We start from the raw sequence: 26,796 nt of genomic DNA, 5'->3' as shown, positions 1-26,796 counted from the left end.
GTTAAGCAAGAACAGGGACCCGTATTTTCCGCTACTTCGAAAAATACGGGCCCCTGCCCACCTATAGCTTAGCCCCGTGAGATCCTGACCATTTCCTCGCGTTCGACAACCTTGATGCGGGCGCGGTCCACCGGGCCGTTGGAGGTCGGCGTCGGGGTGGCCGCCGCGCCCAGGGAAATCTCGTGCGCGTCCAGCTTCTTCCAGCCGTCCCAGGTCGTGTATTCAACGCCGCGGGACTCCAGCAGCTCGATGATTGCGTCCTCGTCGGGGTTGGAGGCAACCGGCAGCGACAGTCGGTCCTCGAGCAGGTTGCCGATGGTCTCCAGCGCATCTCCCTTGGTGTGGCCGATCAGGCCCACGGGTCCGCGCTTGATCCAACCCGTGGCGTAGAGGCCCGGCACGTGCGCGCCGGCGGCGTCAAGCACCCGCCCGCCCTCGTTGGGGATGACGCCGCGCTTCTCGTCGAATTCGAGCTCGGCCAGCTCGGAGCCGAGGTACCCGATGGCCCGGTACACCGCCTGCACCGGGTAGTCGATGAATTCCCCGGTGCCCTTGACATTGCCGGTGCCGTCTAGTTCCTGGCGCTCGAACTTGATTCCGGTGACCTTGCCATCCTCGCCGGTGACCTCGATCGGGTTGTGCAGGAAGTGCAGGTGCAGGCGGCGCGAGGCGCCGGTGTCCTGTTCCTCGACGATCCAGTTGGTCAGCGTGTTGACCATCGTCTTGACCTGGTTGTTGGACTTGATCAGCGCATCGGAGGCCTCGTCGAACTCGAAGTCCTCGGGGTAGAGCACGATGTCGACGTCGCGGCTGTGGCTCAGTTCGCGAAGTTCAAGCGGGGTGAACTTCACCTGTGCCGGTCCCCGGCGTCCGAAGATGTGGACGTCGGTGACGGGCGAATCCTTCAGGCACTCAAAGACGTTCTCCGGGATCTCGGTGACCAGCAGGTCCTCGGCGTGCTTGGAGAGCACGCGCGCCACGTCCAGGGCGACGTTGCCGTTGCCCAGGACGGCGATCTGCTTGGCCTCGAGCGGCCAGGTCCGCGGCACGTCTGGCTGTCCGTCGTACCAGGAGACGAAGTCGGCGGCCCCGAATGACCCTTCGAGGTCGATTCCCGGGATGTCCATGCGGGCGTCCTTGATGGCGCCGGTGGCGAAGATGACGGCGTCGTACATGTCGCGGATGTCGTGCAGCGTCAGGTCGCGTCCGTAGGTCACGTTGCCCAGGAAGCGGATGTCCCCCCGGTCAAGGACCTTGTGCAGGGCATTGACGATCCCCTTGATCCGCGGGTGGTCCGGGGCCACGCCGTAGCGGATCAGGCCGTAGGGAGCGGGGTAGGCATCGAGCAGGTCGATGCTTACCTCGAATTCACGCTCCGCCTTGGTGAGAATGTCGGCAGCATAGACGCCAGCCGGACCTGCCCCGATGATGGCGACACGGAGCGGGCGAACTGCTGAATCGGACACGAGGGGTTCCTTCCGGAGAATGATCATTCGGGCGCGCAAATAGCGCACGCCACGCTAGTCTAATTGGCCGCGGCCACTAAACGTGAACCGGTGTGGGCATGCTCACCCTCCCCGGGGCCGGACCCGCGCGAATCGGGCGCCCGGCAGCGGGGGCCCCACGGGCCCGTCATCCCGGGCACCCGGCGCGCGATAGGCTCGGTTGCGACGCAGGCTGCGCCCCGGCGCGACGCCCGGCACCCGTGCCGGGCACGGCGCCTGACTCCGGCCCACGGCCGACACCGACCAGCGTGAACGCCCCGCGGACACGCACACCCGGAATGGAAACCATGCAAACGCGGTTGAAGCGACCATGACCCAGATGCCCTCCCCGGCAACGACGACCACCGCGGCTTCGAGCGCCCCCGCAAACGAACGCCATGCCGGGCTGCTCCAGGGCCTGGGCGCGTACGGCCTGTGGGGAATACTGCCGCTGTACTTCCTCACCATTTCCATCGCCTCTCCCCTGGAAATCGTCGCCGGCCGGATCGTCTTCTCGGTGGTGTTCTGTGCGGTCCTGCTGCTGGCGACCCGGAATTGGCGCCGCTTCACCGCGCTGGGCCGCGACCGCCGGGCGATGGCACGCCTCGCCGTGGCATCGGTCCTCATTGCGGTGAACTGGCTGACCTACACCTATGCGGTGCTCAACGGGCACGCGGCGGAGGCGGCGCTGGGCTACTTCATCAATCCGCTGGTGTCGATCGCCCTGGGCGTGGTCTTCCTGAAGGAAAGGCTGCGCCCGCTGCAGTGGGTGGCCATCGGATTCGGCCTGGCCGCCGTCACGACGCTGTCGTTTGCCTACGGCAACGTTCCCTGGGTTGCGCTGGTCCTGGCGTTCTCCTTTGGATTCTATGGCTTCGTGAAAAACCGGGTGGGCCGCACCGCCACCGCACTGACCTCGCTCAGCATGGAGACGGCGATCCTGGCGCTCCCGGCGCTCGGGTTCATGGCGTGGCTGGTGGCCACGAACACCGACACGGTGCTTTCCTCCGGGCCCGCCCACTTCTGGCTGATGGCCTCCAGCGGAATCATCACCGCCGTGCCGCTGCTGCTCTTCGGGGCGGCCGCGCGGCGCCTGCCGCTGACCACGATTGGAACGCTGCAGTTCCTGGCCCCCATCCTGCAGTTCATCGTGGCCCTGGTGGTCTTCAAGGAACCCATGCCCCCCGAACGCCTGATCGGTTTTTCGCTGGTCTGGGTCGCGGTGATCCTGCTCTGCATCGACATGGCCCGCCTGCCCCGCCGCATCGTGCCGGTCAAGGTCGGCTAGGGCGCGGCACGAAAAAAGAAGCGGGCCGGCGGGTTGTCCAGGAAACTGGACAGCCCGCCGACCCACTTCCCGGTCCTGCCGGGGACCGGCTAGGCGTTGGCGCGGATGGCCTTTTCGAGGACCTCGAACGCCTCGGCCAGCAGCTCGTCGCCGATGACCAGCGGGGGAAGCAGGCGGATGACGTTGCCGTAGGTTCCACAGGTCAGGATCAGCACGCCCTCGGCGAGGCAGTCGGCGGCGATCTTCTTGGTGATCTCGGCGTCCGGCTCGATGCCGCCGGCCTTGACCAGCTCGATGGCCACCATGGCGCCGCGTCCGCGGATGTCGCCGATGGCCGGGACCTCGGACTGAAGCTTGCGCATGCGGGTGAAGAACTGCCCCTCGATCTCGCGGGCACGGGCCGAGAGGTCCTGCTCTTCCATGAACCTGATGGTCTCCAGCGCCGCCGCAACCGCAACCGGATTGCCGCCGTAGGTGCCGCCCAGGCCGCCGGGGTGGACCGAGTCCAGGAGATCGGCCCGGCCCACGATGCCCGAGAGCGGCATGCCTCCGGCAATCCCCTTGGCCACGGTGATGATGTCCGGGACGATGCCCTCAATCTCCGAGGCGAACCAGGCACCGGCGCGGCAGAAGCCTGCCTGCACCTCGTCGGCGACGAAGACGATGCCCTGTTCCCTGGCCCACTCGGCCAGGCGGGGGAGGAAGCCGTCGGCCGGGACGATGAAGCCGCCCTCGCCCTGGATCGGCTCGATGATGATGGCCGCGATCTGGTCGCCGCCGATCTGCTTTTCCATGGCCAGGATGGCGCGCTCGGCGGCTTCCTTGCCGGAGATGTTCGGGTTCTCCTCGCGGAACGGGTAGCTCATGGGCATGCGGTAGATTTCCGAGGCCAGCGGGCCGAAGCCGCGCTTGTACGGGGCGGCCTTGGCCGTCAGGCCCATGGTCAGGTTGGTGCGGCCATGGTAGGCGTGGTCGAAGGCGACCACCGCGGTGCGTCCGGTGGCCACCCGGGCCACCTTGATGGCGTTTTCGACGGCCTCGGAGCCGGAGTTGAAGAAGACCGCCTTCTTGGCGTGGGTGCCCGGGCTGATCTCGGCGAGCTTTTCGGCCAGCTCGACGTATCCCTCGTAGGGGGTGACCATGAAGCAGGTGTGGGTGAAGCGGGCGGCCTGCGCTGCAACCGCGGCCGCGACCTTTTCGTTGGACGCGCCGACCGACGTCACCGCGATGCCCGAGCCCAGGTCGATGATGGCGTTGCCGTCGACATCCACGATGATCCCGCCGTCGGCGTCCGCCACGTAGACGGGCATGGCAGATGCCACGCCCAGTGCGACGGCGTTGGCGCGGCGGGCCGCGAGCTCCGCCGACTTGGGCCCGGGGAATGCGCCGCCGATGTGTCGCTTTTGCTCGATGCGATAGGTGATGTCCATGAAGGTTCAGTCCTTTCCCGGACCTGGCTGCCGGTGCCGGGGCCGTTGCGGTCCGGGCACCGGGGCACCCTGGAACCCGGTGTGTTGGTGGTCTCTACTACCCAGTAGCCTATGCCGCGCGCCACAGCGCCCGCCAGTGGAATTGGCACAGTCGGAATCCCGGATTCCAGTGCAAATGCACAGGCCGCCCGGGCGCCGGCCTCACACACGACCGGCCCGGTGCGGCGGCAGGAAGTTCCTGCCGCCGCACCGGGCCGGTCAAGGGGCTGACGTGTGGTTACACGTCGTGTTGGCTAAAGCTCCGGGGCGATCTCCTCGGGCAGGTGGCCCTCGTCCTCGGGGTGCCGGGACAGGTTGACCAGGGCGAGCCCCAGCCCGCCCCACACGGTCAGGATGGAGATCACCAGAAAGGTGATTGCGATGGGAGTCATCGTCCTTCCTCCTTTTCTTCCGCGGCGATCAGGGCCGCGTATTCGGGATCGTGGTGCAGCTTGGATTTGGAGCTCCACGGGATGAGAGTGAGCACCACGGCCACGACAACAAGCGCGGCGGCCATGCCCCAGCCGAAGACCCCGACAAACCAGGTCGGGTAGTCCTCGTAAGTTGTCCCGATCTTGGAAATGAACTCGTTGATCAGGATGTAGCCCAACACCACAGGGGCCACCACTGCGACCAAGGCGATCCAGACGGAGCGCATGCGCACCGAGGAGACCCTGTTCAGGTGGTCCGAGAGCATCGGCAGCTTGCGCAGGAACCAGGCAACCAGGATCACGGCAACCAGCGCGCCGGCCAGGATGCCGAAGCTGTTCACAAAGGCATCGAAGGTGTCAAGCAGATACAGGCCGGTGGCCGTCGGGAAGAGCAGCAGCGAGATGAACGCCACCGGGATGCTCACTGCCAGCGAGGCCTTCACGCGCGGCCAGCCCAACTTGTCCTGCACCGCGGCGACAATGACCTCCAGGATGGAGATCAGCGAGGTGATACCCGCGAATACCAACGAACCGAAGAACAGCACGCCCATCAGCCCACCCAACGGCGCCTCCGAAACGATCGTCGGGAAGGCGATGAAGGCGAGCCCGATGCCGGGCACCGCGACGTCGCCCACGGTCGAGCCCGCGGTGAACGCCATGAAGCCCAGGGCCGCGAAGACACCGATGCCGGCGAGGATTTCAAACGCCGAGTTGGAGAACGCGACGACCATGCCCGAACCGGTCAGGTCGGTCTTGCGCTTGAGATAGGAGGAGTAGGTGATCATGATGCCGAAGGCCACCGAGAGCGAGAAGAAGATGTGTCCGTAGGCTGCCGCCCACACGCTGGGATCTCCCAGTGCGGCCCAATTCGGGGTGAAGAATGCGTTCAGTCCGTCGATGGCCCCGGGCAGGAACAGCGACTGGGCCACGAGCAACACGAACATCACGACGAGCAGCGGCAGGAAGAAGCCGTTGGCCCGCGAGATGCCCTTGCGCACGCCGGCGACCATGATGCCGATGACGGCAACCCAGGTGAGCAGCAGTGGCCAGAAAACACCCGGCACGAAGTTGAAGCCGACGTTCACCGTCTCGGAGACCTCGAGGAACTCGCCGGTGAAGAAGGCGCCGGGGTCGTCGCCCCAGGCCTGCGTCACCGAGAACCAGGTGTACATCGCGGCCCAGGCAATGATGACCGCGTAGTAGATGGCGATGATGAAGCAAACGAGCACCTGCCACCAGCCCAGGACCTCGGCGCCGCGGTGCATGCGGCGGTAGGCCAGCGGCGCTGAACCGCGGAACTTGTGCCCGATCGCGTAGTCGAGGAAGAGCAGCGGGATGCCCGCTGACAGCAGTGCTGCCAGATAAGGAATCAGGAAGGCGCCGCCTCCGTTTTCGTACGCGATGTACGGGAAGCGCCAGATGTTCCCGAGGCCGACGGCGGAGCCGATGGCGGAGAGGATGAAGAGTTTGCGCGAGGAGAAGGTCTCCCTGCCGACGGGTGCCGCCAGTGGCGTCCCGCCCGAAGATGCTGTGGTCATGCACCTACGTTAACCCACTGGTGAGCGTGGCCACAGGTCACCGCGCGCTTTATCTCCCGCTGCCGCCGCCTTCTGTCGTACGAATGCACAAAAACTTTCATAGTATTGGTGCATGGCCATCACCCTGTTGAAACTTCTAGAGTCCAAGAGCCTCGGGCTCAAGGCGCACACGGACTTTTCCGCCGTGGGTGAGACCCCCATCGAATGGGCGGCCGTCACCGAACTGCGCGACCCTTCCCCCTTCCTCACCACCGGGGCCATAGTGCTCACCACGGGCCTGCGGCAGACCACGATCGCCAACCAGGAGTCGTTTGTTCGGACGGTTCACGCGGCCGGCGTCCTGGCCCTGGGGTACGGGACCGGGCTGAGCCACCGCTCCGTGCCCGCCGCCGTGATCCGCGAGGCGACCGAGCTGGGCCTGCCGGTCTTCGAGGTTCCCTACGAAACACCGTTCATGGCCATCACCAAGCTCATTGCCGATGCGCTGAACGCCGACCACCTGCAGCGGCTCGAGCAGCTGCTCAAGGGCCACCAGCAGCTGGCCTCCACGCTGCTCACCGGCGGCCTGCGGGCCATGCTGCACGAGCTCTCCCGCATGCTGGGGACCGCGGTGGCGCTGACCCAGTTCGCCGCGCGGATCCACGGGCCGGAACTGGGTGAGGACTCGTGGCACGAGGTGCCCATCGCCACCGGACTGCGGGACAAGTGCACCCTGCACCTGGCCGAGCCCTACGGGCACGACGGCCTCGTGGACTACGCCCAGGGCCTGATCGGGCTGGAACTGGCCAACCAGTCGCGGCTGCGCGAATCCACGCGGCTGGTCGCAGGGCAGGCGTTCTCGGACCTCCTGGCAGGAACGCTCACGGGCTCCGAGGCCAACGCCAGGCTGCAGGGAATCGGCGTGGCACCCAGCCAGCCGCACTCGGTCGTGTTGGTGGCAGCGGCTCCGGGCCAGGAAAAGGCCCTGCGCACCCTGCCCGTCCCGCCGGAATTCGATTACGCGGTCTCGGCCATCGTCGATGACAGGCTCGCGCTGGTCGTGGCGCTGCACGACGGAGCGCCACTGGCCGACGGGATCGACAAGTACCTGCAGGGGGCGGGCATCGGGGCGCGCGTCGGTTTCGGCGGCGGCTACACCCAGCCCAACGGCCTGCGCTGGAGTTTCTTCGAGGCCATCGAGGCGCTGCGCCACGGCGAACGGCTGAACACCCCCTCCAAGCTCTCGCTGACTTCCCTGCTGCTCGCGGCCCGCGACGTGCCGCTGCATGCCCTGGCGCAGGAGGCCCTGGAACCGCTGCAGGCCTTTGACAAGAAGCACTCTGCCGAGTTGTTGGGCACATTGCGCAGCTACCTGGAACTCGACGGGAGCGTCGGGGCCGTGGCCGATGCCCTGGGATTGCACCGCAATACCGTCCGCTACCGGCTGCAGCAGATCAGCGAGCTCTCCGGCTACGACCCGACGAAAACGGCCGACCGCGTGCAATTGTGGCTCGCGCTCACGGCCATGGACTTGAACTAGCACCCCGCCCGATAGAATGGGTGACATGGCTGAAATGTTCCTTGAGAAGTTCCGTTCGCTGGTTCCGTTGTACCTTGAGGACGAGTGGCAGGTTGAGGACGGGTTGACCGAGTCCGAGCTCGACGACGCCCTGTCCCTGGTCCCCTCCCCCATCCCGCTGGTGCTGCGAGAGTTCTATCTGGCATTGGGCGGCTGCGAGGACCTGATGGAGGCGTACCATTACTTCTTCGATCCCGACGAGCTGGAGGTCGAGGACGGCTATCTCCTGTTCCTGGAGGACGAAGAGGAAAAGTACGTGTGGGGCATCCGCGTGGACCAGCTCGAGGTCCCCGACCCGATTGTGTACCGCCGCCAGAACGCCCGCGGCATCTGGAAGAGCGAAGAAGGAACCTTCAGCGAATACGTCCTGGACATGTTCAGCTGGGTTTTTGACGAACTATCCCCCGAACTGAACAACTAACCATCGTTCATGGACGGGTTGTGGAAATCGCACGCTCCGCAAGGCTACCTCTGCCCGTTTTGCGAGTTGCTCGCCGGCGGAGTGCTCTCCCCGGGCAACCGATGCGCGCCCAGTGACCTGATCTACCGCACCGAGTCCGTCGCCGTCATCATGGCGTGCGACGGCTTCGGCCCCTACGGCGGACACGCCATGGTCATCCCGGCGGACCACCACGAGGCCCTTTACGACCTGCCCGACGAGGTGGCGGCGAACATCATGCTCGAAACCAGGCGCATCGCCCTGGCCATGAAGCTGGCCTGGAACCCCGAGGGAACCAGCACCCGGCAGCACAACGAGCCTGCCGGAAACCAGCATGTGTGGCACTACCACCAGCATGTCTTCCCGCGCTTCCCGGACGACAACCTCTACGGGCACCTGCGACACCCCGTCCCGGTGGAGCAGCGCGCGCAAAAGGCCGCCCAGTTGCGGGCGGCCCTTGGCGAGGGGAACCTTTGGGGAGAACGCCCCGAAAGGTTCAGCTTCTAGTTGTCGTCTATGCGCCTGCCCTAGAGTTCGCGTGTCACCACGGCATCGGCAAACGCCGCCAGCGACTCCTTGACGGTTCCCTCCGGCAACGGGGCCAGGGCCTCGATGGCGGCATCGGCCCAGTGCCGGGCAACATCCCAGGCCTGCGTGGTGGCGGGGTTTCCCGCAACTGCCTGAACGGCACGGGCAAGGGCCGCATCCTCGGTCAAATCGCCGTCAACCAATTCCAGCACCGCTGCCGCATCCTTGTCACCGCCGGCGGCGGCATCGCGCATCAGCAGGATCGGCAGCGTCGGAACGCCCTCGCGCAGGTCGGTGCCCGGGGTCTTGCCCGAACGGACCTGCGCGCCGGTGACGTCGATGACGTCGTCCGCCACCTGGAAGGCCACGCCGACCTTCTCGCCATAGGAGCGCAGCACCTCGACGTACTGGCCCACGCCGCCGAAGAGTGCGCCGAAGGCCCCGGAGGTGGCCAGCAGGGATGCAGTCTTGTCGGAAATCACGTTCAGGTGGTGCTCGATCGGGTCGTCGCCCTCGCGCGGCCCCACGGACTCGTGCAACTGGCCCAGGCAGAGGCGCTCAAAGGTGCGTGCCTGCATGGACACCGCCTCCGGGCCCAGCTCGGCGCCGATCACCGAGGCGCGGGCGAAGATCAGGTCGCCGGTGAGGATCGCCACGGAGTTGCCCCAGACCTCGTGGGCGGTGGGTGCACCGCGGCGCAGCGGCGCGGAGTCCATGACGTCGTCGTGGTAGAGCGTGGCCAAGTGGGTCAATTCCACGATGGCGGCGGCCTTGATGACGTCCTCTGTCACGCCCTCGCCCAGCAAGGACGTGAGGATCACCAGCAGCGGCCGGATGCGCTTGCCCCCGGCCTCGACGAGGTGGCGGCTGGTGGCATCGATGAGCGGGTCGGAGTTGGCGATGGCGTCGCGCAACAGCTTTTCGACCTTGGCCAGGCCGGTGGCGATGGCCGGGCCGAACTCGGGGTCCTGGGCGATCAGGCCGAAGCCGCCGGGGAGGTTGACGGCCGCGGCCAGCACGCCGGTCTCGGGGTTCAAATCAAAGGAGTCGTGCACGCCGTGTCCGGCAGCTGTCCAGTTTGTCTGGGAATCGGTCACTGTTCTAAGACTTACTATCTCTCGACGGTCGGCTCCAGCCGCGGCACGTGGCCGATTCTGGGTGCTGGTCGGTAGGCACCAGCTGCTCTAGTACATGGATCACTCTATCGCCATTCATTGCCCGGCCATCCAATGTGCCGGGATCCTGGCAGGTCGGACGCCGGGCGGCGGCCCGCGCTGCGGGACTAGGCCAGGGGCTTGGTGGCCCGGTGCACCGCCACGATGCCGCCGGAAAGGTTGCGGTAGCGGCATGATTCCCAGCCCGCGTCCTCGATCCACGAGGCCAGCCCGTCCTGCGCCGGCCAGGCGCGAATGGACTCGGCCAGGTAGACATAGGCGGTGGGGTTCGAGGAGATCTTCTTGGCCACCGGAGGAAGGGCGCGCATCAGGTACTCGGTGTACACGGTGCGGAACGGGGCAAAGGTCGGGTGGGAGAACTCGGCGATGACCAGGGTTCCGCCCGGCTTGGTGACGCGCAGCATCTCCGCCAGCGCCTTCTTCGGCTCGTTGACGTTGCGCAGGCCAAAGCTGATCGTGGAGGCATCGAAGCTGTCATCGGCAAAGGGGAGGTTGGTGGCGTCCCCGGCGACGAAGTCGATGTCGGGTCGGCGGCGCTTGCCGACCTTGAGCATGCCCTGGGAGAAATCGCACGCGACAACGCCGATGCCGGCATCCGCGTACGGTTCCGAGGAGGTGCCGGTTCCGGCGGCCAGATCAAGGACCCGCTGGCCGCGCTTGGCACCCACCGCATCGACAACGATCTTTCGCCATCGGCGGGTCTGGCCCATGGACAGGATGTCGTTCATCACGTCATAACGCGGGGCAACATCATCAAACATGGCTTGGACTTCTTCGGGGCGCTTTTCCAGCGATGCACGGCTCACCTTTTCATTGTCGCAAAGTTCCGGGGCTAGGGGAAAACGTCCCGTTCCCGGGAACGCGGGTGAGCGGCGCCACTGCGCCTCCATGGCGGCCGTTTTCCGGCGGTAAGCTTGGCAGACCATGACTTCCCAACTTTCCGCCGCCTTGGGGGCCCAGGCCCCGGGCACAGTACCTAGCCTGCGCTCGATCACGATCCAGCGACCTGCCATGAGCGAGCACGGCCTGCTCGATTACGTCGTCCGCGACGATTCCCTGGTGTGGTCACGCCGTGGCGAGGGGACCGTCGGTTTTGGCCAGGTGGCGCGCTTTGAATCAACGGGCGCCGAGCGCTTCGCAGAGGCACGTGCGTGGTGGGATGCGGTGGCCGCCGCCGCCGACGTCGAGGACAACGTGAACCAGTCGGGCACGGGGCTGATCGCCTACGGGGCCTTCTCCTTTTCCTTCAGCAGCTCCTACGTCTCCCGGTTGATCGTTCCCAGGATTGTCGTGGGCCGCAACGACGCCTGCAGTTGGATCACCTACACCGTCGCCGATCCCGGGGCCGAGCTGAGCGTGGAAGCGGCCGAGGCGGAGCTGGCGTCATTGCTGGAGGACTACTCCCCCGAACACGAACTGGACACCGGCATCGACCGGCTCGTCGCCGGGCAGATTTCCGAGGAATCCTATCTGGAGTCCGTGCGCAAGGGGGTCTCCGTCATCGAGTCCGGCGCCGTCACCAAGCTGGTCCTGGCCCGTGACGCCGTTGCCGAACTTGGCTCGCCGATCGCCGTGGCCCAGGTGCTGCGCCAACTGGCACTTCGCTACAGCGATTGCTGGACCTATTCGGTGGACGGGCTCATTGGTGCGACACCGGAAATGCTGGTCCGGGTGCGCGGCGACATTGCCGAGGCCCGCGTGCTGGCCGGCACCCTGGATCGCGCCACCGCCCCCAGCGGGGACGCGCACTACGCGCACCGCATGCTCCTCGAGGACGAGAAGCAACGCCATGAGCACCAGCTGGCCATCGACTCGTTGACCGAACAGCTCGGCCCACTGTCCTCGGGCATGGACGCGCCCGACGAGCCGTTCGTCCTGCAGCTGCCCAACGTCTGGCATCTGGCATCGGACGTGAAGGCAACCCTGGCCATCCGGGCGGACGGTTCGGTGCCGAGCATGCTGGATTTGACCGAGGTTTTCCATCCCACCGCGGCCGTGTGTGGGACTCCCACCAAGGAGGCCGGCTTGATCCTGCGTGAGCTTGAGGGCATGGATCGCGGACCTTACGCCGGTCCCGTGGGTTGGATCGACACACGCGGGAATGGTGAATTTGGCATCGCCCTGCGTGGTGGAGTGATTGAATCCCCGACCTCAATTAGGCTCTACGCGGGTTGCGGCATCGTCGCCGCCTCTGACCCGGCCGCAGAACTAGCGGAATCATGGGCCAAGATGCGTCCCATGCGCGAGGCGTTGGGCATTTAGCCACTGGATCGAGTCCAGACAACAATTGCACAACGGGACTTGTTTACCCATAGAAAATGAATGTAGCCTGTGAGGCACATCTCATGGGTCTGCGCTTCCGGTTAGAATGATCACCAACGCAAACCCTGCGAGCGATCACCAAGAGAAGGATCACACTCCATGCGGATTACATCAACTGTGCTCAAGTCATTGGCTGTAGCGGCCGTGGGGGCCCTCGCATTGACTGCCTGTGGCAGCAGCGACACCCCCGCTGCGTCGACGGATGCCAACGCCCTCAAGCTGATCAACGCCGGCAAACTCACTGTTTGCTCGGACATCCCGTACGAACCATTCGAATTCGTGAAGGACGGCAAGAACGTCGGTTTCGACATGGATGTCGCCGCCGAAATCGCCAAGGACATGAAGCTCGAGCTCAACGTGATCGATTCAAGCTTCGACTCCATCGAGTCCGGCCTCTTCAGGACCCAGTGCGACGTCGCGATTTCCTCTGTATCCATTACCCCAGAGCGCAAGGGGAACATGGACTTCTCCACCCCCTACATGGATGACGACCTCACCCTCGTTGCCAAGGAGGGCTCGGGGATCACCGATCTTGAGTCCGCCAAGGGCAAGAAGGTCGGCGTGCAGCAAGCGACCACCGGTGCCAAGTTCGCCAAGGAAAAGGGTCTTGAGGCCATCGGCTACGAGGACTCGGGCCTCCAACTCGCGTCACTGAAGGCCGGCACCACCGTGGCATCGCTGGGTAACCAGTCGGTATTGGGCTACGCCATCAAGAATGATCCATCGCTCAAGCGCGTTGCCGATTTCAAGACGGGAGAACAGCTGGGCATTGCAGTCCCGAAGGGCTCGGCGGCCATGCTGGAGCAGGTCAACACCTCGCTCAAGCGACTGACCGATGACGGTTCCCTGGCCAAGTTCACCGAGACCTGGTGCGGCGCGACCAACTAACATCAGCAACGCTTGATGCACGTACTCAGGCGAGGCCCTGGCTCCCGATCGGAACCGGGGCCTCTCCCCCTTTCACGGAAGGCTTCCATCCCATGGCCATGACAACACGTCAACGCGCCCGGTTAAGCAAACTCATCCAGATCGTCGTTTTCTTCGGTGTCATTCTCGCCGTGGTGCTGCAGGTCGACTGGAAAGTATTGAGCGAACAGTTCTTCGCGTTCGACAAGCTTGGCCCCATTTTCCCCGATCTGCTCACGATCGGCCTGAAGAACACCGTGTACTACACGGCCATATCCTTTGCCTTCGGCCTGACGCTGGGCCTGCTTCTGGCCCTGATGAAAATGGCCACCTTCGCCCCGTACCGCTGGTTCGCCACGGGATTTATTGAGTTCTTCCGAGGCATCCCCGCGATCTTGGTCCTCATCACCTTCGGATATGGCGTGCCGACCGCGTTCCCGGGCACGAGCTGGCCTCAGCCGGTCATCGTCATGGTTTCACTGGGCCTGGTTTCGGCAGCTTACATCGCCGAGACATTGCGTGCCGGTCTCCAGGCCGTGCCGAAGGGGCAGATCGAGGCAGCCCGCTCGCTGGGCATGCCGGCATGGCGTGCCATGGTCACCATCGTCATCCCACAGGCATTCAAGATCGTCTTGCCGCCGCTGACCAACGAAATCATCCTGCTGACCAAGGATTCGTCGCTGGCATTCATTCTCGGCGCAACCGCGGCACAGTACGAGATGACTAAGTTCGGACGCGACGGGATCGCCTCGCTGGGTGCAGGCATCACCCCGTTGATCGTGGCCGGCGCACTTTACCTCGTGATCACCATTCCATTGAGCCTCATCGCTCGAAAGTTTGAATCCCGTTCCGCACGGACGAAGCGATAGGGAACCTCCTCATGACTGACAACACCAACACCCCAGGCACGTTCAAGGCCTCAGGCGTGGACATTCGCGGCTTGCACAAGTCCTACGGCGACAACGAAGTACTCAGGGGCATCGACCTCGAGGTCAAGCCCGGCGAGGTAGTGTGCCTGATCGGTCCTTCGGGTTCGGGCAAATCCACCCTGCTTCGCTGCGTCAACCTGCTGGAGCAGCCCAACGCCGGAACGATCCACGTCGGCGGCTTCGACGCCACCGACCTGGACGTCAATCTGGACAAGATGCGCCAAAAGGTCGGCATGGTCTTCCAGCAGTTCAACCTGTTCCCTCATCTGACCGTCATGCAGAATTGCACGGTGGCGCAGACCAAGGTGCTCAAGCGCCCCGCGGCCAAGGCCAGGGCGGTTGCCTCGACCAACCTGGGTCGAGTGGGGCTTGGTGACTTCGGCGACCGCTTCCCGGACCAGCTCTCCGGAGGCCAGCAGCAGCGCGTGGCCATCGCCCGGGCGCTGTCCATGGACCCGACGCTGATGCTCTTTGACGAACCTACCTCTGCCCTTGATCCTGAGACCGTCGGAGAAGTGCTTGCCATCATGCGCTCGCTGGCCAAGGCCGGCATGACCATGCTGGTGGTGACCCACGAGATGTCATTCGCCAAGGAAGTCGCCGACCGGGTGATCTTCATGGACGGCGGCGTCGTCGTCGAGCAGGGGCCGGCCAAGGATGTCATCGGCAACCCGCAGCAGCCACGCACCCAGGACTTCCTCAAGCGCGTCCTCGATCCCACCCACGTGGAGATCGCGGAGTAGCTCGCTCAACAGCCGAGGGGGCGGCCAGCATCCATCCGGATGCCGGCCGCTCCTCTCGTTAACCCGCGACCCTCTGCTTGGGGAATTGGCCTCGCCACAACAAGTGGGGCGACCAAAAGCCAACTCGCGTTCACGCGCAAAGCAGCGTGGCCGGCACCCCGTTTTGGGGATGCCGACCACGCCATTTCATGTAGTCCCAGCGGGGGCACCGACTCGCCGCTACGCGGGAATCGGTTGGTCCCTATTTCAGGGCGCCCGCGGTCAGCCCGGCCTTCCAGAAGCGTTGCAGGAACAGGAAGAGCAGCAGCAGTGGAATGATCGAGACCAGGGCACCGATGACTACCAGGGCCATGGGAACCTTGCCGTTGGAGGCGAACCAGGACACCAGGCCGACCGTGACCGGTTGCAGTGAGGAGTCGTTGATGACCATCGCCGGGAGCAGGTAGTTGTTCCAGATTTCGACGAAGTTGAAGAGGAAGATCGTGACCAACGCCGGCATCATCATGCGCAGGCCGATCCGGAAGTAGATCCCCACCTCTCCCAACCCATCGATTCGCGCCGCCTCGATGACCTCGTCGGGCACGGACTGCGCGGCAAAGACCCTGGACAGGTAGACGCCGAAGGGGCTGACGATGCTGGGCAGGATGACCGCCAACGGGTTGTTGATCAGCCCGACCTCGGAAAACATCAGGTAGAGCGGAAGGGTAAAGAGGATCTTGGGGATCAGGACGGCTGCAAGCACCACGCCAAAGACGACTTCTCTGCCGCGGAAGCTGTACTTGGCCAGCGCGTAGCCGGCCATGGAGGCGAGCAGGGTCGCTACGATGGCTCCCACCCCTGCGTAGAAGATCGAGTTGAGGATCCAGCGCATGAAGATGCCGTCGCGGGAAGACAGCAGCTCGGCGACGTTGCTGCCCAGGTGCATTCCGTTGAACCAGAATCCGGGCGAGGAGAACTGCTCCCCCATGGGCTTTGACGCAGCGACCAGCAGCCACCAGATCGGCACCAGGAAGTAGACGGCGAAACAGCCCAACACAATGGTCACCACCAGGCGGCTGGTCAGCGACGTTTCCCGGTTGTTGCGGGGGTTCGAGCCCGATCCCCTGCCGAAGTTCCGGCCGGCGCGTGTACGCCCGGCGGATACCGCCGCGCCTCTGGTTTCGGTGTCGGTCGAGGCCAAGGTGTCATCTGCCGCTAGTTGTGTGCTCATGCGTCCGAGCCTCGGTTCGTGATCTTGAAGAAGGTGATGGAGAGGATGCCCACGAGCACCGCGAGAATCACCGAGGTGGCTGCGGCGTACGGATAGTTCTGTGCGGCTGTGGCTGCCTGGGCGGCCATGATCGGGGTGAACGACGAGTCGATGGAACCGCCCGAGACGCTTTGCAGCACCTTGGGCTCGTTGTACAGCTGCGCCGTGCCGATGATGGAGAAGACCGCAGTCAGGATGAGTGCCGGGCGCACCATGGGAATCTTGATGTGCCACGCGATGTTCCAAGCGGAGGCGCCGTCGATCTTTGCCGCCTCGAGGATTTCCCCGGGGATCGACTGGAGGGCGGAGTAGATGATGATCATGTTGTAGCCCGTCCAGCCCCAGGTCACGATGTTGGCAACCGACCACAGGACCATGTCCTCGCTCAGGAAGGGAATCTCGATCCCGAGGGGTGCGAGTAGGGCGTTGATCGGGCTCGAGGTGCCCGAGTAGAGGAATGACCACATGAGCGCGGCGATCACGCCGGGAACCGCGTAGGGAAGGAAGCTGGTGAGGCGGAAGAATCCCTTGGCTCGTGCCGAGCGTGAATCGATCAACAGGGCAAGCCCGGTGGCCAGGCAAAGCATGAACGGCACCTGGACCACCCCAAAGAGGAGCACCCGTCCGAGCGACTCGATGAACACCGGGTCGCTGAACGCCTTGAGGTAGTTGGTGAACGGTTCAAACACCATGGTGGGGGCCGTGAGCCCAAGACCGTCACGCTTGAGCACAAAGAGGCTGCGATAGACGGCGAAGCACAGTGGGGCCAGGTACATGCCAACGAATACCGCCACGAATGGCGCCAGCAGCAATGCCGCTGTTCGTGCCTGGCGGCCAATGGTTTTCGCCTTGGGGATCGGAGATCGGGTTGGGGTAACCACGCTCATGGTCTTGCTGCCTTCCGATGCTTGCTACAGGGGTGGATTGCCGTGGCGGCCCAACGGGTCCGCCACGGCAATCGGACTACTCGGCGACGTTGATGCCTTGGCTCTTCATATCGTCAACCGTCGCGGTGCGGGCTTCGGCCAATGCATCGGCCAGCTTGCCGTTGCCTGCCCAGGCCTTGTTCAACCCGTCGTCAAGCTTCGTCGTGGTCAGTGGCATGTTGGGTCCCCAGGTCCAATCGGTGTTGACCTTCAGGGCCTCGTCCTTGAACACATCGAAGATCTTCTGCCCGGAGAAGTACTTGTCTTCCTTGCTCAGCTGCGGCAGGTCCAACAGCGCCTTGGCCGCCGGGTACAGGGCAGCCTTGTCGATCAGGTTGCCGTAGCTGTCCGCATCGGTGGACAGGAAGTTCGCGAACTTCCAGGCCGCTTCGGGGGTTTCACACCCCTTGAGCACCGCGGTGGCCGAGCCGCCCACGTTGCCCACCGACGGATTGGCCGCATCCCACTGCGGCATGGGGGCCACCGCCCACTTCCCGGCTCCGTCGGCCGCATCGCCCTTGAGGACTCCGGCTTGCCAAACAGCACCGACCAGGGTTGCGATCGAGCCGTCGCCCAATCCCTTGAACCATGCAGGGTCGTACATCGGCGCCTTGGCAATGGTGCCGGCGTCGACCAGTGACTGCCAGTATTCGGCAACCTTCTTGTTTTCCTCCGAGTCGACGGAAACCTTCCAGCTGTCCCCCTCGATCCCGAACCACGGTGCACCTGCCTGCCAGGACATACCGGCGTAGTCGTAGTTCGCGTACGGAGAGCTGATCTTGATCTTGGGATCGGCCGCCTTCAGCTTCTCGGCCGCGGCCTTGTATTCGTCCCACGTGGCTGGAACGTCGACGTTGTGCTTTTCGAAGAGTTCCTTGTTGTAGTACAGGGCCATGGGGCCGGTGTCCACCGGTGCCCCGAACACCTTGTCTCCGACCTTGACGCTGTTCCAGGCGAATTCAACGTATTCTGCCTGGTTGGCGGTGGCGAACTGCGAGACATCTTCAAGCGCGCCCTGCGCAGCGAAGCTGGTAAGGGTTTCGTAGCCTACCTGGCCCAGGCAGGCCGCGTTGCCGGCCTGCACCGCATTCAGCATCTTTTCGTAGCCGCCACGAGATCCGGGCTGGATTTCTTCGTACTTCACGACGATATCCGACTGGGATTCGTTGAATGCCTTGACACTGTCGGCATAGCCCGGGGCCCATCCCCAGAAGGTCAGCTCGGCCGGCGAGGCCGCTTCGGTGCTGGATGCCGCTGGAGCCGGGGCTCCGCTGGCGCCGCCGCACGCTGTCAGGGCGAGTGTCGCTGCGAGGGCACCGGCCGCGGCGATCCCCAAACGCTTGAAGCTCTTCATGTTTCCTCCAGTTGCTACCACCGGCTGGCCGGCATGTCTGTCAAAGGCTGGGACTTCGGGATTTCAACCCGACACCTGGACCTGCGCGGGATCTCTCGGAACAAGCGTCTGTGAGCCGCGCAACATTAGGCGTGAAAACCAGAATGCCATAGGTTGTTATCGATAACAAGTACCTTGATCGATTTCCCGGATACGTCCCATTTCATGGTCAAGGCTGGTTTGCATCACATAGAGTCACTTGATACGTAACACGCGCCCCCGGGCCCACGCACGCGACGCGCACTGAGAGAAAAGAAGGACTAGATGGCCCAGAAACCGCACCGCGCACCATCAATGCGCGATGTCGCCCAGCTAGCCGGGGTATCGGCGCAAACCGTTTCCCGAGTCCTGAGCGACCATCCGAACGTGCAGGCTGAAACACGCCAGGCCGTCAAGGAGGCCGCCCGAAGCCTGGGCTACCGCAGGAACGCCACAGCAAGGGCGCTGGTGACCGGGCGCAGCAACATGATAGGAGTGATCACCCTATCCTCCAGCTCGTACTCGCGCATGACCCTGATCGTCGGCATTGAACGTGAGGCGGCGGCGCGCGGGTATTCGGTGACCTTCGTGTCCATTACCGACCTCTCGGCCAGGTCGTTGGAAGCGGGCTTGAGTAGGCTCGTCACCCAGGGAGTGGACGGAATCATCACCGCTGTTCCGTTACAGGGATCCTCCGCCGAGGTCGAGAGCCTGTTGAATGAGGTTCCATCGGTGGCCATCGACTCCCCGCTCCCCGCGGGTCAGCAGGTCGCTGCCTTTGACCAGGTCCATGCCGCGAGGCTCGCGGTTGAACACCTGGTCGAGCGTGGCCACACCAATATTTGGCATGTCGCCGGCCCCAAGGACTGGGTGGAGTCCGACGCCCGGATCACCGGCTGGCGGGATGCCCTGGAGTCGGCGCAGCTGCAGGTCCCGCCTGAGATCTATGGCGATTGGAGCGCCGAGTCCGGCTATCGGGCAGGGCTGATCCTGGGGCGAATGCCCGATGTCACCGCGGTGTTCGTGGCCAGCGACGAGATGGCATTTGGACTGATCAAGGCGGTGTCCGAGCTGGGGCGTTCGGTACCCGAAGACATCTCGGTGGTCGGCATCGACGACATCGAGCTGGCGCCCTATTGCACTCCCCCATTGACCACCGTCCGACAGCCCCTGGAGGAGATCGGCCGCCATGCGGTGCGCCACCTGGACTCCGAACTCGGCGAAGACGACGGGCGCGGGCCGCGGACCGAGACCATGCTCATCACCCCCGAGCTGATCGTCCGCTCCAGCACCACAAACCGCTAAGGTCGCCAGGCTGCGCAACACACCCATTGCAAAAATAGTTGTTATCGATAACAATCGAATGACACACCAGCGTGAGTCGCGGGTGCCGTCCCGCACTGCGGCGGATGACCGGCACCGAAAATTTCGTGGCTGGGTAGCAGCTTCGAGCCAGAACCGAGGAACCAGAACGTGATCATCAGCGGAGCCATTCACTATTTTCGGACGCATCCCGAACAGTGGCGCAGCCGGTTGCACTGGCTCCGGCTCATGGGGCTCGACACCGTCGAAACCTATGTGGCTTGGAACGTCCACGAGCCCCGCCAGGGAGAATTCAATTTCAGCGGCGGCGCCGATCTGGAGCATTTCGTGGATCTTGCGGCGCAGGAAGGGCTCAAGGTCATCTTGCGTCCTGGGCCCTATATCTGCGCCGAGTGGGACAACGGCGGACTGCCCGCCTGGCTCACCTCCCAACCGGGAATTCGGGTCCGCACCCGCGACGCCCGCTACGTTGCGGCCGTCGAGGCGTTCTTTGACGAGTTGCTGCCGCGCATGGTGCCACTGCTGGAAACCCGCGGCGGCCCGATCAGCATGGTGCAGGTGGAAAACGAATATGGGTCCTTCGGTTCCGATGCCCATTACCTGGATCTCGTGCACAAGGCCCTCGTCGAACGCGGCGTGGATGTACCGCTGTTTACCTCCGATGGGCCCGAGGACCACATGCTCACCGGAGGCATGGTCCCGGGAATCGCCGCAACGGCGAACTTCGGCTCGGGCGCCGGCCCGGCATTCGCCAACTTCCGCCGGCACCGCCCGAACGACCCGCTTTTTTGCATGGAGTTCTGGAACGGCTGGTTCGACCACTGGGGCGAAGAGCACCACGTTCGCCAACCCCAGGACGCGGCCGACGCCCTTGATGAATTGCTGTCCATGGGCTCCTCGGTGAACCTTTACATGGCGCACGGCGGCACCAACTTCGGCACGGGTGCCGGAGCGAACTTCGATCCGCCCCAGGCGGTGGCCAACGGCACCTACCAGCCGACGGTGACCTCCTACGACTACGACGCCCCCTTGGACGAACGTGGCGCGCCGACGGCAAAGTTCCACGCCTATCGACGGGTGATCGCGAAGTACCGTGAGGTTCCGGCCCTTGAAGATTTCCGCGAGCCGCTGTTGCCGCCCACCGAGCTCTTCGCGGAATCCGCGCCCGTGAGCATGCGTGCCTATATGAATCTGCTCGCAACCACCGGGAACCCGGAGGTGGAGGCCGGCCATCCGCTGAGCTTCGAGGAGCTGGGCCTATCCCACGGCGTGGTCCGTTATGCCACCACGATCCCAGGTCCGCGCCGCGCCTACCCGTTGAGCATCGACGGACTCAACGACCGCGCCCACTTGGTCATTGACGGGAAGATTGTCCATGTCTTCCAACGCAACGACCAGCGAGCCTTCGAGTTGCCGGTACCGGCGGGCGGGCTGGCAATTGAGCTCTACGTCGAATCCATGGGCAGGGTCAATTACGGCAGGCTAGTCGGGGAACGCAAGGGCATTGTGGGCGCGGTGCTGCATGAACGCCAGGAGCTTCACGGCTGGCGAATGACCGCCATGGAACTCCCCCGGGTCCCGGCAGCCACATTGCTGGGCCAGGCGTCGAAGGCTTCACCACACGAGGCCGCATTCCACGCCTTCGGCTTTGGCGCCGATGCCGCGGCGGATGGGTTCATCGACATGTCGGGCTGGGGCAAGGGCTATGTCTGGGTCAACGGTTTTTCCCTGGGACGCTTCTGGGATGCAGGGCCGCAGTCCCGGCTTTTTGTCCCCGCCCCGGTTGTGCGGCCAGGTGCAAACCAGGTGCTCATCCTGGAATTGGACGGCACAAGCGCGGGGCCGCCACGGATCCTCTCGTCCCCGCACCTCGGCGAGGGAGCGGCTCCGGTGGCACCGCAGTAGCTCTTCGGTGCCCTACCGGATGACGCCAGTTGGGCCTAGCGTGTTTCCGGCCAGCCAAGTTCGTTGACTTGAGCCGCGATCCGGGCATGCATGGCGCGCAGTCCCGCTCGGGGCACCGCGACCTCGATGATGCGCCGGGTTCCCGGGGTTTGCAGCGCCCTTCTGAGCTCCTCCACGGTGTCCACCGCCAGGTAGTCCCATCCGAAGGCCGCGGCCAGCGCCTGGATCCGCACCCGGTGCGGGGTGGCAAAGAGCCTTTCGACCGCATTTGCGTAGCGCCCGGATTCCTCGACCGCACCGTGTTCGAGGGTGGAGAAGATGGCGCCTCCGGCATCGTTGAGGACCACCACATCCATCTCGGGCGTGGGCTCGCCCTCACCGATCAGCAGCCCACCCACGTCGTGCAGGAACGTCACGTCCCCGACCAGGAGCGTGGTCTTCGTCCCGCCACGTGCCTGGGCGATGCCCGTGGCGGTGGCCACGGTTCCGTCGATCCCGGCCAGGCCCCGGTTTGCGTAGACGCTTGCGACTGCCCTTTTCGCGGGCTGTCCGCAGAGGTCGGCGTCGCGGATGACGTTCGAGGACCCCAGCACGAGGTTCCCGTGGGACAACTCCCAGACCTCGCGGGCAACCACCGGTCCGTTCAGCCCCGCACCGGCGGCGATGGATGCCTGGATGGCTTCCTCTGCCCGCTTGCCCAGGCGCTCCCATTGTCCCAGCCAGCCCTCGGGGGCCACCCCGGCGAACTCCACCAGTGCGGCGGGATCGGCGACGATCCGCTCGCGTCTGCGTCCCGGTTCGAACCATGGGGCCGGTGCCGGAGACCAGAGGGCCGAGTCGATGTTCGGGTTTCCCAGCAGCATGCCGACCGGCCGGCTGAGGGTCGGTCGGCCGAAGAGGACCACGCGTTCGATGCGTGCCATGTGCTTGGCCAGCAGGGTGCGGTAGGGGCCGACGGCGTTGGGCCCGAACCGGGCGTTGGAACTTGGCTCCGCAAAAAGCGGCAGTCCCAGGGTCCTGGCGAAGTCCTCGGCCTCCGGGCCGGCTCCGTGTCCCGCAACCACCACGGTTCGGTGTTCGGACACCGGGATGTGGTTCTTCCACCCCGGCTCCGCATTCGGCTCGAGTGCAACGGGTGGGACAATGATGTTGGCCCCGAAATCCGGGAGCCTGTCCCCCGGATCGGGGATGAGCGGGTCCCGGAAGGCCACGTTGACCTGCACCGGGCCGGGAGCCGATGCCTGCGATCCGCGGACCGCCGACATTGCCTTGGCAACCAGCGGTTCCGGATCCGATCCGGCCGGGATGCTGACGCTGCGGCGCACGTGCACCCCGAACAGGTCGACCTGGTTGGTGGTCTGGTTGGCTCCGGTGCCGTGCAATTCGGTGGGGCGGTCGGCCGAGAGCACCACCAGCCCGGCCCCGACGTGGTTGGCCTCCATGACCGCCGGCAGCAGCTCCCCCACCGCGGTGCCCGAGGTGGTCACCACGGCCACCGGGGCACCTCCGGCCAGGCTGAGGCCCAGCGCGGTGAATCCCGCCCCGCGTTCGTCGATGCGCACATGCAGGCGAATGGTGCCCGCTGCCTCGGCCTCCGCCAGGGCGTAGGCCAGCGGTGCACTGCGCGATCCGGGGCAGATCACCACGTCGCGAATCCCGTGGGTCTGCAGTGCGGCCAGCAGGAGGCGGGCAACATCCATGGAGGCGAGTTCGGGAACGGAATCAGTTGGCATGCCTTCCATCCTAATTCCGTGCCCGACCAGAACCGTTCCGCCGCCATGGGCAATTGGCGATGTGGCGGCCAACATCCTGCCGTTCCCGACGGCACGCAGCCGGAAAGGCCCCCGGGCAGGCAAAAGGCCCCTGGCTGCGACGGTTCGTGAACCGCCGCCGCGAGGGGCCTTGCCCTACACCTACGGTGCGGAGTGGGTTACTTCCTGGGCCCGTTGCCCTTGGCCGAGGAGAACACCTGGACCACCGAGGGACGCGGGCCATAGACCTGGCCGCGCTTTGCCTGGGAGGGGCTGAGCACGTAGTCGGGGAAGAACGACGTCGGATCCTGGTAGGTGCCGTTCTCGCCCGGGTGCTGGACGGCGACGAAGACCGAGCCGTCGCGGTCGTGGATCAGCGGTCCGCAGGTTTCCGCCCCGGCCGGAACGGCCAGGAACTGCTCGACGCGTCCGCGCTCCGCACCGGTTAGCGTGACCTTGTGCAGGGCGTCGCAGTAGCCGATGGTTCCCGGCTGCCCGTCGGTGGAGATCCAGAGGTTGCCCTTGGAGTCGAAGGCCAGGTTGTCCGGGCAGGAGATCGGCGAGACCTTGTCCTTCGGGTAGCCCGAGAAGTAGGTGCTTTCGTCCTTGGAGGGGTCGCCGGCCACCAGCAGGATGTTCCAGCCGAATTCGGTGGCCGTCGCGTCGTTGTTGCGTTCGGTCAGCTCGATCACGTGGCCGTCGCGGTTCTTGGTGCGCGGGTTCGCTTCGTCCACGGTCGCCTTGCCGGTGGTGTTGCGCTGGGTGTTGTTGGTCAACGCAATGTAGAGCTTTCCGGTGACCGGGTTCGGCTCCACGTCCTCGGGACGGTCCATCTTGGTGGCACCGACCTTGTCGCCGGCCAGGCGGGTGTAGACGAGCACTTCCTCCACGCTCATGTCCGGAACCATGGAGGCGCCGTCCTTGACCAGCGGGATCCAGCTGCCCGAGCCGTCGAATGCCCCGTCGGAAGGCACAGTCGCCGAGCCGTCGATCTGGGCCGCCGGGGAATTGCCGGAGAACTTGGCGACGTAGAGGTCGCCCTCGGAGAGCAGGGTCATGTTGTGCTTGCGGTCCCCGCGGCGGTACTTGGCCTTGGAAACGAACTTGTAGACGTAGTCGAAGCGCTCGTCGTCGCCCGAGTAGGCAACGACGCGGCCGTCGGCGGCGATGCGCACGTTGGCGCCCTCGTGCTTGAAGCGTCCCAGCGCGGTGTGCTTCACCGGGGTGGAGGACGGGTTCTGCGGGTCGATCTCGACGACCCAGCCGAAGCGGTTGATCTCGTTCTCGTAGCCCGGGTTGCGGGCGGAGAAGCGCGGGTCCACGTCCTCCCAGCCGCGTTCGGTCGCCTGGTCGGCAATGCCGTAGCGCGCGTCGGTGGACGAACCGGTGCCGCGGAAGTACTGGTTGAAGTTCTCCTCGCCGGAGAGCACGGTGCCCCACGGGGTGGTGCCGCCGGCGCAGTTGTTCAAGGTGCCCAGCACCGTGCGTCCCTCGGGATCGGCAACGGTCTTGAGCAGGTCGGACCCGGCGGCCGGGCCGTCGACGGCGAAGGGGGTGGTGGCGGTGATGCGGCGGTTGCGCTCGCCCCCGCGGACGTAGGTCCAGGGGGTGCCGCTCTTGACGCGCTTGACCTCGACCACGGAGAAACCGTGGGCGGCCATCGCGATCTTCGCGGCCTCGGCCTTGTTGGCGGCGAACCAGGCCGGATCGAACATCAAGTCTTCGTTGGTGTATTCGTGGTTTGCCACCAGCACGCCCGAGCGGCCCGAGTACTTGTCCACGATGATGTTCAGGTAGTCGTTGTTGTAGCCGAACTGGCCGGCCTGGCGCTTGGCGCTCTGCGCGGTGATGTCGAATTGCGCGGTGTTGTGGAACAGCGGATCGCCCCAGCGGATGATCGGCGCCCAGTCGTAGCCCTCGGGCACGGTCATGGCGTCGGTGGTGCGCGGCACCGGGGCGATGGCCTTGAAGGCCAGCTTGCCGCCCCCGTTGGGGGCCACCACGGTGTCGGCCCGGGCAGCGGAGGCGCCAACGGTCTCGACGCCGACCACCAGAGCGGCGGATGCCACGGCCCCCAAGCCGAGGATGGAGCGGCGGCTCAGTGCCGCGTCGGCAATGTCCCGGAAGTAGCCGTTGTCGCTGGTGTTGCAGACGTCTTTGGCGCACGCGTTGCCGCACTTGAAGTGGCAGGTCGCGGCATCGCGGTTGCCACGGGTGTGGCCGAGCATGGGAAGGAACGTACGTGTGAGGCTCATGGTTTTCTCCGTGCAACGCTATCGAGTGGATGACTTCGGCTCTTAGCGTTCCAGCCACCGGTGAGCGACGGGCCGCCGCAGGGTTAACGGCGGGTGACCGGGAGGAGTCGTTTTCGGCCCGCGGGACTGAATTGTGAGGTGGATCTCGCCCGTTGCGCGTGTCGCGGCACCGGCCGGGGACCGATACCTGCCTCGGTCAGGCGCCTGCCCGGCGCAGTTGTTCGTGGCAGTCGGCCAGCCGCTGCCGCCAGAAGGCCAGGCGGCCGGCGTCGACCGCGTGCCGGCGCAGCAGCTCCGGGTCCGCGGCGATGTCCCTGAGCCGCAGTGACCCGTCGACGGCGATGAACCTGTCGGCGGTGACGTCCGCGGACAGGAGCGAGCCTGTCGCAAGCCCGCAGGCGTAGGGCAGCTCCGGCAGCGCGGCGGCCAGTGCCGCACCCTGCCGCAGGCCAATAGAGGTGTCCAGCGCCGAGGACACGACGGCGGGCAGGCCGGCGTCCCGCACGATCTGCAGGGCCCGGCGCACCCCGCCCAGCGGCTGGGCCTTGATCACGATCAGGTCGGCGGCGCCCGCGCGGGCCACCGCCAGCGGGTCGGACTCCTTGCGCACCGATTCATCGGCGGCAATCAGGATCCCCAACCCGCGGCGGGCCACCTCTTCGCGCACCCGGGCCAGGGCCTCGATCCCGGCCACGGGCTGCTCCGCGTATTGCAGGGAGAAGCCTGCCAGCGCCTCCAGCGCCTCCATTGCCGCGCCGTGGGTCCATCCGGCGTTGGCGTCGATGCGGATGGCGGCGTCCGGGAGCAGTCGGCGGACCTCCGCCACCCGGGCGACGTCCTGGGCGAGGTCCTGGCCCTTCTCCGCGACCTTGACCTTGATGGTGTGCGTGGCGTCGTAGGAGGCCAGGACGGCCTCAATGCGTTCGGGGCCCACGGCCGGCAGCGTGGCGTTGACCGGAACACTGCCGCGGACCGGATCCGGGTAGCCTTCCCATGCCGCCTCGATGGCCGAGCGCAGCCACGAGGCCGCCTCGGGGGCCCCGTACTCCAGGAAGGGCGAGAACTCGCCCCAGCCGGCCGGTCCCTCAAGGAGCAGCGCCTCGCGGTGCCGCACCCCGCGGAATTGCACCGTCATGGGCAGGGTCACCACATGCGCGGCATGGATGAGTTCGTCGAGTCCGGGCAGCTGGTTCATGGTTTCCAGC

General features: G+C 65.4%; 22 protein-coding genes. 10 read left to right on the top strand and 12 right to left on the bottom strand.

Annotation, left to right across the window (positions count from 1 at the left end; genetic code table 11):
• Window positions 1-68: 68 nt before the first annotated feature.
• Window positions 69-1,493 (bottom strand): FAD-dependent oxidoreductase, encoded by a 1,425-nt coding sequence (locus tag KRR55_RS12150; protein ID WP_254456145.1) that lies wholly within the window; start codon window positions 1,491-1,493, stop codon window positions 69-71.
• A 322-nt stretch (window positions 1,494-1,815) separates the two neighbouring features.
• Here KRR55_RS12150 and rarD point away from each other — a divergent pair, with 322 nt between their 5' ends.
• The gene (gene rarD, locus KRR55_RS12145; protein WP_254456144.1) at window positions 1,816-2,772 is read left to right on the top strand and encodes an EamA family transporter RarD; all 957 of its coding nucleotides are present in this window, start codon (window positions 1,816-1,818) and stop codon (window positions 2,770-2,772) included.
• Between the two features lie 89 nt (window positions 2,773-2,861).
• On the opposite strand, the gene gabT is transcribed toward rarD, so the two are convergent.
• From gabT to KRR55_RS12130, 3 genes are all read right to left on the bottom strand, one after another.
• On the bottom strand, window positions 2,862-4,202 hold the full coding sequence (gene gabT / locus KRR55_RS12140) for a 4-aminobutyrate--2-oxoglutarate transaminase (protein WP_217389361.1): 1,341 nt from the start codon (window positions 4,200-4,202) through the stop codon (window positions 2,862-2,864).
• 293 nt (window positions 4,203-4,495) lie between these two features.
• Entirely contained in the window at window positions 4,496-4,633 is a 138-nt protein-coding gene (locus KRR55_RS12135) for a methionine/alanine import family NSS transporter small subunit (protein ID WP_217389360.1), read from the bottom strand.
• A complete protein-coding gene (locus tag KRR55_RS12130) occupies window positions 4,630-6,210 on the bottom strand; it encodes a sodium-dependent transporter (RefSeq protein WP_217389359.1) in 1,581 nt (526 codons plus the stop codon). Before KRR55_RS12130 ends, KRR55_RS12135 begins: the two co-directional genes overlap by 4 nt.
• Before the next feature lie 112 nt (window positions 6,211-6,322).
• Here KRR55_RS12130 and KRR55_RS12125 point away from each other — a divergent pair, with 112 nt between their 5' ends.
• Genes KRR55_RS12125 through KRR55_RS12115 form a run of 3 tightly spaced genes read left to right on the top strand, consistent with a single transcriptional unit; the run spans window position 6,323 to window position 8,714 of the window.
• Window positions 6,323-7,729, top strand: a complete 1,407-nt coding sequence (locus KRR55_RS12125; protein ID WP_217389358.1) for a PucR family transcriptional regulator — start codon at window positions 6,323-6,325, stop codon at window positions 7,727-7,729.
• A 25-nt stretch (window positions 7,730-7,754) separates the two neighbouring features.
• Window positions 7,755-8,189, top strand: a complete 435-nt coding sequence (locus KRR55_RS12120) for a hypothetical protein (RefSeq protein WP_217389357.1) — start codon at window positions 7,755-7,757, stop codon at window positions 8,187-8,189.
• Between the two features lie 9 nt (window positions 8,190-8,198).
• On the top strand, window positions 8,199-8,714 hold the full coding sequence (locus KRR55_RS12115) for an HIT family protein (protein ID WP_217389356.1): 516 nt from the start codon (window positions 8,199-8,201) through the stop codon (window positions 8,712-8,714).
• Between the two features lie 20 nt (window positions 8,715-8,734).
• On the opposite strand, the gene KRR55_RS12110 is transcribed toward KRR55_RS12115, so the two are convergent.
• Window positions 8,735-9,832, bottom strand: coding sequence for a polyprenyl synthetase family protein (locus tag KRR55_RS12110; protein ID WP_217389355.1), 1,098 nt, complete (start codon window positions 9,830-9,832; stop codon window positions 8,735-8,737).
• A 185-nt stretch (window positions 9,833-10,017) separates the two neighbouring features.
• Entirely contained in the window at window positions 10,018-10,716 is a 699-nt protein-coding gene (locus tag KRR55_RS12105; protein WP_217389354.1) for a demethylmenaquinone methyltransferase, read from the bottom strand.
• 118 nt (window positions 10,717-10,834) lie between these two features.
• Here KRR55_RS12105 and KRR55_RS12100 point away from each other — a divergent pair, with 118 nt between their 5' ends.
• The 4 genes from KRR55_RS12100 (at window position 10,835) to KRR55_RS12085 (ending at window position 14,810) form a co-directional block, all read left to right on the top strand.
• Window positions 10,835-12,172 (top strand): isochorismate synthase, encoded by a 1,338-nt coding sequence (locus KRR55_RS12100; RefSeq protein WP_217389353.1) that lies wholly within the window; start codon window positions 10,835-10,837, stop codon window positions 12,170-12,172.
• Between the two features lie 159 nt (window positions 12,173-12,331).
• Window positions 12,332-13,120, top strand: a complete 789-nt coding sequence (locus KRR55_RS12095) for an ABC transporter substrate-binding protein (protein ID WP_217389352.1) — start codon at window positions 12,332-12,334, stop codon at window positions 13,118-13,120.
• Between the two features lie 92 nt (window positions 13,121-13,212).
• On the top strand, window positions 13,213-14,007 hold the full coding sequence (locus KRR55_RS12090; RefSeq protein ID WP_217389351.1) for an amino acid ABC transporter permease: 795 nt from the start codon (window positions 13,213-13,215) through the stop codon (window positions 14,005-14,007).
• An 11-nt stretch (window positions 14,008-14,018) separates the two neighbouring features.
• Complete coding sequence (locus tag KRR55_RS12085) at window positions 14,019-14,810, top strand: amino acid ABC transporter ATP-binding protein (protein WP_217389350.1); 792 nt, start codon at window positions 14,019-14,021, stop codon at window positions 14,808-14,810.
• Between the two features lie 241 nt (window positions 14,811-15,051).
• Here KRR55_RS12085 and KRR55_RS12080 read toward each other — a convergent pair whose 3' ends face one another.
• The 3 genes from KRR55_RS12080 to KRR55_RS12070 form a co-directional block, all read right to left on the bottom strand.
• Window positions 15,052-16,020 (bottom strand): carbohydrate ABC transporter permease, encoded by a 969-nt coding sequence (locus KRR55_RS12080; protein WP_217389349.1) that lies wholly within the window; start codon window positions 16,018-16,020, stop codon window positions 15,052-15,054.
• Window positions 16,017-16,946, bottom strand: a complete 930-nt coding sequence (locus KRR55_RS12075) for a carbohydrate ABC transporter permease (protein WP_217389348.1) — start codon at window positions 16,944-16,946, stop codon at window positions 16,017-16,019. Before KRR55_RS12075 ends, KRR55_RS12080 begins: the two co-directional genes overlap by 4 nt.
• 76 nt (window positions 16,947-17,022) lie before the next feature.
• Entirely contained in the window at window positions 17,023-18,339 is a 1,317-nt protein-coding gene (locus tag KRR55_RS12070) for an ABC transporter substrate-binding protein (protein ID WP_217389347.1), read from the bottom strand.
• Between the two features lie 303 nt (window positions 18,340-18,642).
• Between KRR55_RS12070 and KRR55_RS12065 the strand changes: the two genes are divergently transcribed.
• Together KRR55_RS12065 and KRR55_RS12060 are read left to right on the top strand one after the other, a co-directional pair.
• On the top strand, window positions 18,643-19,662 hold the full coding sequence (locus KRR55_RS12065; RefSeq protein ID WP_217389346.1) for a LacI family DNA-binding transcriptional regulator: 1,020 nt from the start codon (window positions 18,643-18,645) through the stop codon (window positions 19,660-19,662).
• A gap of 168 nt (window positions 19,663-19,830) precedes the next feature.
• Complete coding sequence (locus tag KRR55_RS12060; protein WP_217389345.1) at window positions 19,831-21,585, top strand: glycoside hydrolase family 35 protein; 1,755 nt, start codon at window positions 19,831-19,833, stop codon at window positions 21,583-21,585.
• Between the two features lie 35 nt (window positions 21,586-21,620).
• Here the strand turns inward: KRR55_RS12060 and menD are convergent, their stop codons facing one another.
• From menD to KRR55_RS12045, 3 genes are all read right to left on the bottom strand, one after another.
• Window positions 21,621-23,318, bottom strand: a complete 1,698-nt coding sequence (gene menD, locus KRR55_RS12055; protein WP_217389344.1) for a 2-succinyl-5-enolpyruvyl-6-hydroxy-3-cyclohexene-1-carboxylic-acid synthase — start codon at window positions 23,316-23,318, stop codon at window positions 21,621-21,623.
• A 197-nt stretch (window positions 23,319-23,515) separates the two neighbouring features.
• The gene (locus tag KRR55_RS12050) at window positions 23,516-25,591 is read right to left on the bottom strand and encodes a PhoX family protein (RefSeq protein ID WP_217389343.1); all 2,076 of its coding nucleotides are present in this window, start codon (window positions 25,589-25,591) and stop codon (window positions 23,516-23,518) included.
• 196 nt (window positions 25,592-25,787) lie between these two features.
• Window positions 25,788-26,786, bottom strand: a complete 999-nt coding sequence (locus KRR55_RS12045) for an o-succinylbenzoate synthase (RefSeq protein WP_217389342.1) — start codon at window positions 26,784-26,786, stop codon at window positions 25,788-25,790.
• Between the last annotated feature and the right edge of the window lie 10 nt (window positions 26,787-26,796).

Origin of the sequence: Paeniglutamicibacter quisquiliarum (assembly GCF_019084045.1) — a bacterium.
Lineage (GTDB): Bacteria > Actinomycetota > Actinomycetes > Actinomycetales > Micrococcaceae > Paeniglutamicibacter > Paeniglutamicibacter quisquiliarum.
This window is presented reverse-complemented; position numbering and strand designations above follow the sequence as displayed.

Bases quoted from the DNA above. Each gene is read 5' to 3' on its own strand.
- KRR55_RS12150 (WP_254456145.1), bottom strand. From the start codon at position 1,493: ATGATCATTCTCCGGAAGGAACCCCTCGTGTCCGATTCAGCAGTTCGC.
- rarD (WP_254456144.1), top strand. From the start codon at position 1,816: ATGACCCAGATGCCCTCCCCGGCAACGACGACCACCGCGGCTTCGAGC.
- gabT (WP_217389361.1), bottom strand. From the start codon at position 4,202: ATGGACATCACCTATCGCATCGAGCAAAAGCGACACATCGGCGGCGCA.
- KRR55_RS12135 (WP_217389360.1), bottom strand. From the start codon at position 4,633: ATGACTCCCATCGCAATCACCTTTCTGGTGATCTCCATCCTGACCGTG.
- KRR55_RS12130 (WP_217389359.1), bottom strand. From the start codon at position 6,210: ATGACCACAGCATCTTCGGGCGGGACGCCACTGGCGGCACCCGTCGGC.
- KRR55_RS12125 (WP_217389358.1), top strand. From the start codon at position 6,323: ATGGCCATCACCCTGTTGAAACTTCTAGAGTCCAAGAGCCTCGGGCTC.
- KRR55_RS12120 (WP_217389357.1), top strand. From the start codon at position 7,755: ATGGCTGAAATGTTCCTTGAGAAGTTCCGTTCGCTGGTTCCGTTGTAC.
- KRR55_RS12115 (WP_217389356.1), top strand. From the start codon at position 8,199: ATGGACGGGTTGTGGAAATCGCACGCTCCGCAAGGCTACCTCTGCCCG.
- KRR55_RS12100 (WP_217389353.1), top strand. From the start codon at position 10,835: ATGACTTCCCAACTTTCCGCCGCCTTGGGGGCCCAGGCCCCGGGCACA.
- KRR55_RS12095 (WP_217389352.1), top strand. From the start codon at position 12,332: ATGCGGATTACATCAACTGTGCTCAAGTCATTGGCTGTAGCGGCCGTG.
- KRR55_RS12090 (WP_217389351.1), top strand. From the start codon at position 13,213: ATGGCCATGACAACACGTCAACGCGCCCGGTTAAGCAAACTCATCCAG.
- KRR55_RS12085 (WP_217389350.1), top strand. From the start codon at position 14,019: ATGACTGACAACACCAACACCCCAGGCACGTTCAAGGCCTCAGGCGTG.
- KRR55_RS12080 (WP_217389349.1), bottom strand. From the start codon at position 16,020: ATGAGCACACAACTAGCGGCAGATGACACCTTGGCCTCGACCGACACC.
- KRR55_RS12075 (WP_217389348.1), bottom strand. From the start codon at position 16,946: ATGAGCGTGGTTACCCCAACCCGATCTCCGATCCCCAAGGCGAAAACC.
- KRR55_RS12070 (WP_217389347.1), bottom strand. From the start codon at position 18,339: ATGAAGAGCTTCAAGCGTTTGGGGATCGCCGCGGCCGGTGCCCTCGCA.
- KRR55_RS12065 (WP_217389346.1), top strand. From the start codon at position 18,643: ATGGCCCAGAAACCGCACCGCGCACCATCAATGCGCGATGTCGCCCAG.
- menD (WP_217389344.1), bottom strand. From the start codon at position 23,318: ATGCCAACTGATTCCGTTCCCGAACTCGCCTCCATGGATGTTGCCCGC.
- KRR55_RS12050 (WP_217389343.1), bottom strand. From the start codon at position 25,591: ATGAGCCTCACACGTACGTTCCTTCCCATGCTCGGCCACACCCGTGGC.
- KRR55_RS12045 (WP_217389342.1), bottom strand. From the start codon at position 26,786: ATGAACCAGCTGCCCGGACTCGACGAACTCATCCATGCCGCGCATGTG.